This is a genomic window from Candidatus Syntrophosphaera thermopropionivorans (genome assembly GCF_004353895.1).
GTDB classification, from domain to species: domain Bacteria; phylum Cloacimonadota; class Cloacimonadia; order Cloacimonadales; family Cloacimonadaceae; genus Syntrophosphaera; species Syntrophosphaera thermopropionivorans.
The window spans coordinates 46,523-59,476 of record NZ_SMOG01000002.1; the positions used below are offsets into that span (position 1 = coordinate 46,523).

Consider the following 12,954-nt stretch of genomic DNA (forward strand, 5'->3'; position numbering starts at 1 on the left):
ATGATGCTAACGAAGAGTAAAAGACTCTTAATAATGACCATATGGGTTTCTTTAATTCTGCTTGTCTTAACTGGTTGTGGTAAGTCCGGTCATAAATTTGCTAATCAAGAACCTACTATCCGAATAACTTCTTATGAAGGTTATGATGATTCTGAGTTGCTGGCACATTATGCGGATTCTCTTTTTATCTTTCAGCAAAAGATTTTCTGGAGTGCGAGTGATCCTGATGGAGTAATTACTGGATATGCTTATCGGGTTAAAGATCAAAATGGTAATCCCATATCTACTCCTGGTAATGAATACATTGATTTAAATGGTGATGTTACTCCTGAAAATGTGATTGAAAGATTCGGAACTGGTTGGGTGCTGCACTATAAGCCTAACGCAAATCAAGATCTTCCCCTAAATGACCCCAATTCAAGGAGAACTATCTGGACTTCAGCAAAATATGCAGTAATTAACTTCCCTGCTGCAGATGAAAATGGCAATCCCATAACAAAAGAAAGTACTTTTGAGGTGATTGCAATTGATAATAGAGGGGGTATAACTCCAGTTCATCCATCATATCCAAAAAGAAGTATTGCCTGGCGAAATTTTAAATCAACTTCCGCAAGACCTACCTGCTTCTTAAGTACTACCAAAGGCAATCCCGATGGTGAAGAAGTCGGTTCTGGAATTCGTTTATCTTTTACAATGAAAGATGAACTTAATCCTTCTGTTCCTGCTATACCCTATAAATTTGAATTTAAAATAATAAAACTTCAACCTGATAGTACTACTATTATTAGTGAAAGCGATTGGTATGATACTTCTATCTCTCCCAATGATACCAATATAAATAAATTCCTTTTAACCAGATATACCACTCCTTCTTTGAGTTACGACATTGAAAATGGGGTTACTCAATCAATAACGAAAGTAGTAGCTCGTACCTACAATATGGCAGGAGTTACTTCTGAAACGGATGGTTATTCTTCAATTTCATTTAAAGTTAAAGCTGGATTCCGACCTAAGACTTTAATATATAACAAACGTTGTTATGCTCTGGGACAAAATCATTATGTTGATTATTATGATGAATCTTCTGCAGAAGTTATGCCATTTACCATAACTTCAGGCACGCAACGTTATGCCACCCATTTCTTTGTTGATTTAGATTCAACTCTGACTGCCATAAATAGCAATAATATTAAAGTCTGGTTGCGTTGGGGATGGCATGGTGAATATGGAAAAATACTCGCTTCCGGTGATTATGTAGTTAATGATGATCCTTATGAAAGAAAAATTGACTATCTACTGGACAGATTTACTGATAAAAACTATTATTCTGAAATTACTCATTTTGATTTGAGATTGGATGGCCAACCCTATAACTATCCTCCTCTTGCTAACGATCCAAACGCTCACATTGTGGATGAGGATGGTAAAGCCTGGATAAGATTACCTCTATATTCTCCAGTAAGACAAACTTTAGTTCTAACCTCATTGTCCAGTGGACTGCATACATTTGAAGTTAGATGTGTTGACCTTCAAGGTGAAGTTGACCCTATCCCGGCAGTATTTACATTCCTCCTGGTAGACAATCTTCCCATTGCAAATCGTAATGGTATTTTGATTATAGATGATGATCCTAATCATCCATCGGTTGCACCAGATGCTATTATCCGAGCTAAATATGAAGAAATGCTGGCTGATTATAATGGACCAAAAGATTTCATAAAAAGAAAAACCGATATAGAAGCAGGTGATACCCATCAAGACCTAAGTTTAAGGCATCTTGCACCTTCGGATTTACAAAAATATAAACTGGTTATCTATCATAATGATAACTTCCAGAGTTCAGGTAACTTAAAGCTTGAAAATGATGGTTTAACTCTATATCTTAGATCGGGTGGAAATCTAATCATTTCATCAACTAATACATTAGCACAAAATCTGGATGCTTTCGTATTAGCTAAACAAAAGACTATTATTAGTTTTCTGGGTGTATATTATGAATCTCCACCGGCAAGTATTTTGAGCAATGCTTTAACAATTAGGCCCTTCTTCCAGCAAGCACTCGGACAAAATGGATATCCTAATGTGAATCTTCAGTATAGTGCGGCAAATGAACCAAGCTTCGTGAATTTGATAAATAATTATCAAGGCTTAGCTACTATAACCTATTTCCCAAAAATTAATGTCAATGCTACTGCTATTTATAAAATGGGAATAAAGCCTGTTGGATATACACCAAATGGACCTACTCAAGAACAATTTAATACTTATAACAATCAAATTATCGGAATACGCTGTGTGACAGGAAATTCTCATTGTTACACATTCGGATTCCCTCTGTCCTATATGTATACACCAGATGTAAAAACAATGATGAATAAAATCTTATCTGAAGTAATGTAACATAATATCCCCCATCCTCTAAATAACCGGCTTGCTTACTAAAAACGAGCCGGTTTATTTTATCTATAAATTCAGTTCCTGATTTATAAAATAGATATGTTTTTCTAAATAAGAATGCTAACTAACTGTTTTTCAGACTGTTACACGCAATATTCTCTCTTAGCTCCTACTTGCTTCTCTCTTAACACTTTACATATCTAAGAGCTAAGGGAGAGGCAGGATACACTTAGACTAATTTAAGAGATAAATTATAGAAAAAAATTAATAATTATAATAAAATAAGTTAAGAAATATCACCTGAATGAATTGCATTTCTCTCCGACTTAAATTAATAAATTAAAGATGGTAAATCCTACATATATCTGACTTATTCTCTCTTTACTTATCCCTCACAAAACTAAATTGTACGCAAATAAACCTACTTTCTATATTGAAAAAAAATAATTTTTGCCTAAGCATAACTTCCCATCAATAATATTACTGCGCATTTAACTTGACAAAAAACACTTATTGAGAAGAAAGATAAAGTTATAATTCTGATTAAAGCTTTGAATGAAACAAAAATATATAATCTAAATCAGCTGACAGATAGAATAAAATTTTATCAGAACCTTTAGTAAAGAGGTAAACTATGTTTCAAGGTAAAAAATTTGAGGTAAAACTGGATGCAGAATTTCCACCAGACCCAGTTTTTGACCCTCAATATAGACGTGCTCCTCATAGAGGATTAAATTTAACTCCATCCGAAATAACCTTAGCAGTTAAAAATGCTTTGCGTTATGTTCCTTCCGAATGGCACTCTCGTTTAGCACCAGAATTTCTGGAAGAATTATTGACCAGAGGAAGAATTTATGCCTATCGTTTTCGTCCTCAAGGAAGAATTTGGGGACGCCCTATTGACGAGTATAAGGGCATCACTCCAGCTCGTGGTATTCAGGTGATGATTGATAACAATTTGGATTTTGAGGTTGCTCTCTATCCTTATGAGCTGGTTACCTATGGTGAAAGTGGACAGGTTTGTCAGAATTGGATGCAATATCGTCTTATCAAAAAATATTTAGAAATAATGACAGAAGAGCAAACTCTGGTGGTTCAATCCGGTCATCCCTTAGGTCTATTTCCTTCTCGTAAAGAAGCTGCAAGAGTTATTTCCACCAACGGTATTGTCATAGGAAAATGGGATAATCCTGAAGATTTTCAAAGACTTACCGCTCTTGGTGTAGCTAATTATGGACAGATGACTGCGGGTGGATGGATGTATATCGGACCTCAAGGAATCGTGCACGGAACCTATATCACTCTTTTAAATGCAGGAAGAAAATATTTAGGTATACCACCTGAAAAAGATTTGCGAGGAGTGCTCTTTATATCTTCTGGTTTAGGTGGAATGAGTGGAGCTCAACCTAAGGCAGTAGAAATTGCTAAAGGGATAGGTGTAATTGCTGAAGTAGATTATAGTCGGATAGAAACCAGATTAAAACAAGGCTGGGTGAAGAAAGTTTCCAGTAATCTGGATGAAATCTTTCAGTGGGTAGATGAACATCGCAAGACTAAAGAACCTATATCTATTGCCTACTATGGAAACATTGTTGACCTTCTGGAATATGTTGATTCGCATAATATCAAAGCCGAATTACTTTCTGATCAGACCTCCTGTCACGCTGTTTATGAAGGTGGCTACACTCCAGTTGGCTTAACTTTTGAAGAAGGAAGAGCTTTGCTTGCATCTAATCCGGAAGAATTCCGTAGATGCGTGGATACTTCTTTAAGACGCCATTTCCAAGTTATCAAAAGACTTTGTGATAAAGGTGCAAAATTCTGGGATTATGGAAATAGTTTTATGGCTTCGGTTTTTGATGCTGGAGAACACAGTATTGCTCGTAATGGTATAGATACCAGTGAAGGTTTCATCTTTCCTTCCTATGTAGAAGATATTATGGGACCTCTTTGCTTTGATTTTGGTTATGGACCCTATAGATGGGTGTGTCTTAGTGGAAAAGATAGTGATTTACATTTAACTGATCAGGTTGCTGCTGAAATCATTGACCCTAATAGGAACACTATGGATAAAGATAATCATTACTGGATTACCCATGCAGAAGAAAATAATCTGGTAGTGGGAACTAAAGCACGCATTCTTTATGCTGATGAAGAAGAAAGAATTCGCATTGCATTACACTTTAATCAGCTTATTAGAGAAGGCAAACTTGGTCCTATTATGATAGGAAGAGACCATCATGATACCGGTGGCACAGATTCTCCCTTCCGTGAGACAGCAAATATCAAGGATGGAAGTAATAGAATGGCAGATATGGCTGCTCATTGTTTTGCTGGCAATGCAGCTCGTGGTTTGACTATGGTAGTTCTTTCCAATGGTGGAGGTGTCGGTGTCGGAAAAGCTTTCAATAGCGGAAATGGAATTGTTCTTGATGGCAGTGAATATATAGATACTGTTATTAAATCTGGCTTATCCTGGGATGTTATGGGAGGAGTAGGAAGAAGAAACTGGGCACGCAATGAAAATGCAATGAAGACTGTCCGCACCTGGAATGAAGTTCATTCTGAGGAAGGACACATTACAATGCCCGAAAATATTGATGATGAAATGGTAAATGAGATTGTGCAAAAAAGACTGCAAAAATAAAAATTACTGAGGATATATTGATGTTAAACCAGTTTATCCGAATGATGAAGGCAGAGTCCATCCCTGAAAGTGTGATTCGCACTTTCTGTATTTATTATAATCAATTGGTAAAAGGAGAAAGGGGTATCATTCCTTCCTCTGAAATCAACCCTCCCAAAGAAGACAACCTTCTTCAATATTCAGCTCTAAATGATTATAGAAAACAATCTATGCTAAAACAGATAGTGGTGATTAAACTGAATGGTGGTCTGGGAACAAGTATGGGATTAAGTGCAGCAAAAAGTCTTCTACCAGTTAAAGGCAATATGAATTTCCTGGATATTATCGTCCGTCAGATTCTATTATTACGTGTTACTACTGGTTATGATGTGACTTTAATGTTTATGAACAGTTTTCACACTGATGATGATACTAAAAAATATCTGCAAAAATACCCTGACTTGGAGAAACAATCACTTCCCGTTACTTTTCAGCAGAATAAATTTCCTCGCATTCGGCAAGACAATCTAAAACCCTACGATAATCCTGACCCTAAAAAAAGATGGAATCCTCCTGGACATGGAGATTTATATACGACTTTATATTGCACTGGACTTTTGGACAAAATGATTGATGCAGGATTCCGCTATATCTTTGTGTCTAATTCAGATAACCTGGGAGCTACAATTGATCCAGCCATTCCTTCTTATATGGCAGCAAATGACCTTCATTTTGTGATGGAAGTATGCCATAGAACCGAAATGGATAAAAAAGGGGGACATCTATGTGAAGATAAAAATGGACAATTGATGCTAAGAGAAATTGCTCAATGTCCTGAAGATGAACTTTCTGAGTTCCAAAATGTTGCGCTTTATAAATATTTTAATACTAATAATCTCTGGATAGACCTCAAAGCATTGCAGTGGTATTTATTGACTGAGGATGGGACAATATTATTACCACTAATTGTAAATCCTAAGGTAGTAGATGGGACTCCTATCTACCAACTGGAAACGGCAATGGGTGCTGCTATCAGTCTTTTTAAAAATTCTCGTGCTGTTGTGGTACCCCGAACTCGTTTCTCTCCAGTTAAAAAGAATAATGACCTACTTGCTATCTGGTCTGATTTATACGAATTAAATGACCAGTATCATATAGTTCTGAAACAGGGAATTGAACAGGTCCCTACCATAGAGCTTGATGAAAGATATTATGGAAATATAAACCAAATGATGGAACATTTTAAAGATGGAGTCCCTTCTCTAATTCGTTGTAAGGAATTAAAAATTACTGGCGATATAAGTTTTGGAGAAGATGTTATCTGCGAAGGAAAAGTGAGTCTTTATGCTGACCATCCAGTTTATATTAAAAGCAAGATATTAACGGGTGAAATCGTTTTTAATTAAAAAATGATGAATTCTATACCGCATTTAGCTGACCTAAAGCTCTCTTTAATTGTAGCAATTGACCGTAATGGTTTAATTGGATATCAAAATCATATACCCTGGCGTATACCAGAAGACCTGGCATATTTCCGGGAAAAGACCTTAAATCACACCGTGATTATGGGAAAAAATACCTGGATGTCTCTGGGTAGCACTTTAGATCAAAGGGTGAACATAATTCTTACTCATGACCATAACTTTTATGTTCCAGGAGCAATAGTTTGTCATAGCGTCAGTGAATGTCTGGAACATTGCAGACCTGAGGATGAAGTCTTTGTTATTGGAGGAAGTCAGATATTCAAATTATTCCTTACCCTCATCTCAAAAATGTATGTAACACGTATAGATGCAGAATTTGAAGGTGATACCTGGTTCCCTGAAATTAACTGGGAAGAATGGGAACTGATTTTCTTTGAACAGAAAAAAAGTAAAACTGGCTATATGCTAACCTTTTCTGAATATGTTCGTAAAAATGGGAATTGGAAACCTGAATTACCTGAGGAATAGAAATTATTTAGCCTCTATGCCAAATAAATATCTTTTCCTTTGGTATACTAATGATATTAATAAAACTTTTAGATGGATATAGGAAATGAAAATATATAAAATTTCTGCGATTTTAATACTCATAGCTATTCTCTTTGGAGGTTGCGGTCAAACCGTTCAATCCGGTAAAGTTCAAGTTAGATTCTGGCATGGTTTGGGTGGTCCCTTAGGAGATGTATTAAATGATATGATAATGGATTTCAATCACACTCATAAAGATATTGAAATCATCGCCAATCCTATCAGTAGCTATAACGCTTTATCTCAAAAACTTTCCGCCGCTCTTCAAGTGGGTAAACAGCCAGACCTGGCACAGGTCTTTGAATCTTGGGCAGCAAAATATCAGGAAGATAATGTGTTGGTCAGTATTGATAGCTTAATTGCCAATGATCCTGATATCACTGAAGAAGATTTAAATGATTTCTATCCCGTATTTATGAATTCCATCACTTATAAAGGGAAAAAATGGTCGTTCCCCTTCAATAAAAGCGTTCGTGCCTACTTTTATAATAAAGATGCTTTCTACCGTGCAGGATTAGATCCTTACTATTTTCCCGCTACCTGGCAAGAATTCAGGGAATACTGTAAAATACTCACCTCCCCTAAAGATGATATTTATGGTGCTAATTTTACCGTAAATGAATGGCAGTTTGTTAATCTTATCCATCAAGCTGGTGGCACAATAATGGATGAGAATAACCGTCCTGTGTTGAATAGTCAATACGGTTTAGAGGCTTTAAATTATATACTTGGGTTGGTTAATGTTGATAAGACCGCAAAATCTACCAAAGAGCTTGATGGACAAAATGCATTTCTCGCAGGAAAGGTCGCTATGTATGAAGGTTCCAGTGTATCTATAACTTTTATGCGACAACAACCCATAAATTTTGCTGTTGGTTATGCACCATTACCTACTTATAGAACTAAGAAAAGCGCTATTAGCGGAACTAATATTGTAATCTTTAAAAGTGGTAATCCCAAAAAAGAAAAGGCTGCCTGGGAGTTCATAAAATGGTTCACTTCCACGGAAAGAACTGCAGAATGGAGTGCTCGCACCTGCTATATGCCTTTACGCAAAAGTGCTATGCAAACTCAGATAATCCAGGATTTCTTGGCTGAAAATCCTCAATTTAAAGATGTGTATGCACAATTAGAAGATGCTGTTTTTGAACCTCAACATCCCGCCTGGTTCGTAGGACGAGATGAACTTAAAAAAAGCCTGGAAAAAGCCACTGCAGGAATTCTTACTCCACAACAAGCACTGGATGAAGTAGCAGCTAAGTTAGAAAAGCTCGTCAAAGAAGAAGAGAAAAAAGGAAAATTGTAAAAATGTTAACGACCTTTCTAAAATCTTTGACTATCATCCTGCAAGAATACAGAATAAGCTTGACAATCATTTAGTAAAATTAAAGTAAGTTCTCAATATGCCGAAGTGGTGAAACAGGTAGACGCAGTGGACTCAAAATCCACCGGGCTTTTAGCCCATGCCGGTTCGATTCCGGCCTTCGGCACCATTAATAAAATGGAGTGATTAACTTCTAAAAAGTTGAGACCAATAGCATTATTTGTAGAACGAAATAGTGTAACTGTTTTTTTGGGGGTGTTTCTTCCCCCTGAACTTATAACAAAGAAAAAAAATAACTCGGGGTTATTTATTGCTCTGAGTTGACGGATATCTTTTGGAGGTATGATGTCCAAATATACCATATTAATCCTGGCAACAATGATGATTCTATTGAGCCTGCCCTTCACAGTGGATGCAATTTCCCAGGGTGCATTGCTATTTCTCACTTTTGAACCTGGTGCTCGAGCTAATGCCCTTGGTCGTGCTTATTCAGCTGTAGCTGATGATGCATATGCTGCCTGGTGGAATCCAGGTGCAACCGCATTTAATCGTAAAACCCAATTAGCTGGAACTCATATACCCTGGCTTCAAGGAGCTGGTGGTGGTTTTGATGATATGTTCTATGAATATTTAGGTTTTAACCACTATTTCCAAGATATCGGTAATGTGAATGTGCAATTTATCCTACTTGATGCTGGAACTCAGGAACAAACGGATGAACAAGGAAATCAACTGGGAACCTTTCATAGCTTTGATTTTGCTGGAGGAGCAGGTTATAGTTATGAAGTAATACCAGAACATTTAGGTGTGGGAGGAAACTTTAAACTTATTTATAGCTATCTTGGACCTGGTACTGGTAATACTGAAGATGAAGGTAAAACTTTTACTTTTGCCTTTGATATAGGTGCCAAATATCGAGACTTGGGTGTAAAAGGTTTAGACCTTGCTCTGGCGATACAAAATATCGGACCTAATGTAACTTATGTTGATGAATCCCAATCAGACCCCTTACCTATGACTTTTCGCCTGGGTGCATCTTATCAAGTTATGGATACACCTATGAATAAATTGATTGTTTCTGCTGAAGCCAGTAAAATACTTGCTAATGATGACCCTTTATTTAAACGTTTTATAACCGGTTGGGAACACTTTGACGAGACAATGTATGGATTTGGTGCAGAATACACCTATTTGAATCTAATTTCTCTGAGAGGTGGCTACTTTGCTGATCAGGCAGGAAGTATTGTTGGTCCAAGCTTTGGCGCTGGGATTCAATACACCTTTAGTAAAAAATATAAGCTAACCGCTGATTTTGGTATGATAACTGCCGGTGAACTGACAGATTATAACAAAGTATTTTCTTTAGGCTTTGAATTCTGATTAAGAGAACACTATCCACTTCAGCTTCCTCAGGAATAGTCCTGAGGAAGCTTAACTTCAAACAAATTCTAAGAGCTGGTATAATATCTTTATTTCTGATAAGCTCCACTTTACTATATGCTGAAAAAATTAATCTGAGTAAGTATTATCCCACTCATCCACCTAAAGCTCATCCTTATATACAATTGCTTAATAAACAGCCAGGAAAGCCCTTAGATAAGAATAAAGATAATTATAATAAGCTATTAGTAATTCTGGTTGATTTTCAAGAAGAAATACCGGATGACCCAAATACCACTGGTAATGGAAAGTTTCAGCTTGAACCTGATCCTAACTATCTATACAGTATTGGAAGTCCTCCTCATAATCGTAAATATTTTCAGGACAACCTGGAAGCCTTGCGATACTATTATCTTGCAGCAACAGCTGGATCTTTCAATCTGGAATATGAGGTCTATCCTATAAATGGAGCTTATACCTTACCCCATACTATGGGCTATTATAATCCTCCATCAGCATCCAGTGAAACTTTTGTTTCCAAAATGGAAGAATATTTCAGAGATGCCTTTACCATTGCGGATAATCTTTCGCCGGAGATAGATTTTTCTGCTTATAGTCATTTTATGATTATCCACGCAGGTTCAGATTGGCAACATGATATATTTTCGGACACACCTTCAGATCTACCTTCTTTCTTTATAAGCGTTGGAGAAGGAAAAGAAGTCCCCGTAGATGATGGTTCATTTTTTATCAGTTATGCCTGCAATGTACCCTCCACTATATCTCAAGATTTTACCGAAGAAATTTATGAGGGTACAGTTATTCATTCTGGTTATGGTGCTCTCAATTCAGTTATGGCTCATGAATTTGGTCATTCTTTAGGAATGGTTGATCTCTATAATGTCTATACTTGGCAACCTATGGTAGGTGTTTTTGATATTATGGATAGTGGAGGTTCTGGAGTTCTATTGGACATCTTAGAAGATGGGTCATATATAATGCTGGAAGGTGGATTACCCGTTCTTCCAGGAGCCTGGTCTCGCACTTTAATCTGTGAGGATTATCTTAAATCTAAAGGTTTATTATTAGATCTGGAACAGATACCACTTTTTGACCCTATTTTACTTTCTGCTAGTAGCTGGAAACAGTCTGGAAATTCATATCATCCTCAGATTCTGCGTATTCCTCTTTCTTCCACAGAATATATCCTGGTTGAAAACAGGAATGTAGATCCTGATGGAGATGGAGCTACTGCAGTTTTTGCTAACGAAGATAAAAGAGTTATTCTCTATCCTACAGCTATTGAAGACCCGGATAATAGACCTACCTATGAATATGATTATCTTTTGCCCTCTTTTCAGAAAGCTGATGGTTCTGCTATGGGAGGAGGATTTCTGGTCTGGCACATCAATAATGATGTGATTTACAATCAAGGAGTCTGGGATAATGAAGGAAATTTCGTTTCTAACTATCAAAATAATTCTGTAAATACAAGATATTCTCGTAGAGGAGTGGAAATCATAGAAGCAGATAATCTACCTGATATCGGTTATCCCTATTCCTGGTACTGGACTGGCACACAATATGAATATTTTTATGCTCACAAACCGTTACTTGACTCTGATGGCTATTTTATTCACTGGACTCAAGAACCCTGGAAACCTGTATTAAATAGCAATACAAAACCTGCTCTAAAAGATAGTCAAAATATTGGATCACTCTACTGGCTTAATAATATGGGCAACCCTTCCAGAGATATGTCCATAACTGTATGTGCTGGTAATTTTGATACCACGCAAATCTTTGATTATTCAGATTCCAGGATAACATGCGCTCCCTTAATAAAATCAAGTTTCTGTGATTTTAATATCCCCCTTATATTGGAAGATTCCATCCATCTGCTTTCGTATTCAGATAACACCTGGTTTGACTTAATGGGCAGTTTTCCCTGGAATAGTCATACTATAGATTTCCCCATAACTACTTCAGATCAAGATGGAAATGGATTCCAGGAATTGGTACTCGTGCATAATAATACTCTTGAATTAATACAATTCTCGCAAGACGATTTAGAAAGTGTCTCCATAAACTTTTCAGAGCATATAACTACAGCTCCTATTTCTTTTGAAGATACTATTTTTGTTACCACCCAGAATACTTTATCATCTATCCATAATAATCAGGTAATAAATTCTATCCCTTTACAAAATGTTAAAAGACTCGGTTCCTTTGATGATAAACTCATAGCACTGTGTCCAGATCTGTTATATATAATTGATACGATTAATCTAACCGTAAGTGAAGAGATTGAATTACCAGAACCTTTTGGCAACTATGAACCCGTAACTTTTTGTGCCTTATCTGAAAATACCTCAATGCTGTTTTTAATGTCAAATAAAGGTAATATCTATAGATATGAAAAGGGATATCTGCAACAGATATATATGGCTAGACCTGGGGAACATCCCACGCAAATAGGGCTAACCTGTTACCGCACTGGTGAAACTTCAATTTCTCCTACTATATTCTGGGGTTCTGGGAATAAAATCTATGCTGTAACCTTTGATGGTTCTTTATTAAGTGGCTATCCTTATGATATATCTCCTTTCACTATTGAACCTGAAGCTCACCTAATAGCAATGCAATTCAATTCATCACCACTTTTATATTTCCCTCTATCTGAAAGAGGATTTCTGGCATTTTCTCCTGATAATGGGATTTTGTGGCAGTATTCATTATTATCAAACGGAGAAACGGGAAATTCTCATTTGATGATAATCCCTGATCATCAACTATCTTCCCATTTATACTGGTATTACACAGATGGAAGCGGAAAAATATATATTCAAGGGAAAAATATCCTTACTTCTGAAACACAACTTTGCTGGAATGGCTTCCGCAATGGAGGAAATGGCACTCTTTATGGAGAATTCAGTATATCCATTCCTGCTCAGGCTTTTAATGCCTATATTTTTCCTAATCCAGTTAAAGGAGATAATTTTAGAGTAAGAATTGAAAACTTTAATCAAACAGTAAAACTCCATCTTTATAACATCAATGCAGATTTAATTAAAAGTGAGACTGTTCCTGCAAATGGAAATCTCCAGCGTGATATAATAATTGACAGTCGCAAACTTTCTTCTGGAGTATATCTTATGAAGGTACAGTGTGGAAATAAACATAAGACCATCAAATTTGCAGTACAAAAGTAATTG

Annotated in this window: 7 protein-coding genes and 1 tRNA gene; all 8 read left to right on the forward strand. The window is 36.5% G+C overall.

Annotated elements, in window-relative coordinates; genetic code table 11:
• The 8 genes from E0946_RS01565 (at position 1) to E0946_RS01600 (ending at position 12,951) form a co-directional block, all read left to right on the forward strand.
• Entirely contained in the window at positions 1-2,400 is a 2,400-nt protein-coding gene (locus E0946_RS01565; protein ID WP_243713692.1) for a hypothetical protein, read from the forward strand.
• A gap of 631 nt (positions 2,401-3,031) precedes the next feature.
• Complete coding sequence (locus E0946_RS01570) at positions 3,032-5,044, forward strand: urocanate hydratase (RefSeq protein ID WP_133200709.1); 2,013 nt, start codon at positions 3,032-3,034, stop codon at positions 5,042-5,044.
• A 20-nt stretch (positions 5,045-5,064) separates the two neighbouring features.
• Positions 5,065-6,429, forward strand: a complete 1,365-nt coding sequence (locus tag E0946_RS01575) for a UTP--glucose-1-phosphate uridylyltransferase (RefSeq protein ID WP_133200710.1) — start codon at positions 5,065-5,067, stop codon at positions 6,427-6,429.
• 3 nt (positions 6,430-6,432) lie between these two features.
• Positions 6,433-6,975: a dihydrofolate reductase gene (locus E0946_RS01580; RefSeq protein WP_133200711.1), complete on the forward strand. Its 543-nt coding sequence runs from the start codon at positions 6,433-6,435 to the stop codon at positions 6,973-6,975.
• An 85-nt stretch (positions 6,976-7,060) separates the two neighbouring features.
• A complete protein-coding gene (locus E0946_RS01585; protein WP_133200712.1) occupies positions 7,061-8,341 on the forward strand; it encodes an ABC transporter substrate-binding protein in 1,281 nt (426 codons plus the stop codon).
• A gap of 99 nt (positions 8,342-8,440) precedes the next feature.
• Positions 8,441-8,528, forward strand: a tRNA-Leu gene (locus tag E0946_RS01590).
• 173 nt (positions 8,529-8,701) lie between these two features.
• Positions 8,702-9,739 carry a PorV/PorQ family protein gene (locus E0946_RS01595; RefSeq protein ID WP_243713694.1) on the forward strand — a complete coding sequence of 346 codons (1,038 nt, stop codon included), beginning with the start codon at positions 8,702-8,704 and terminating at the stop codon, positions 9,737-9,739.
• 185 nt (positions 9,740-9,924) lie between these two features.
• Positions 9,925-12,951 carry a T9SS type A sorting domain-containing protein gene (locus E0946_RS01600; protein WP_243713695.1) on the forward strand — a complete coding sequence of 1,009 codons (3,027 nt, stop codon included), beginning with the start codon at positions 9,925-9,927 and terminating at the stop codon, positions 12,949-12,951.
• Positions 12,952-12,954: the final 3 nt, after the last annotated feature.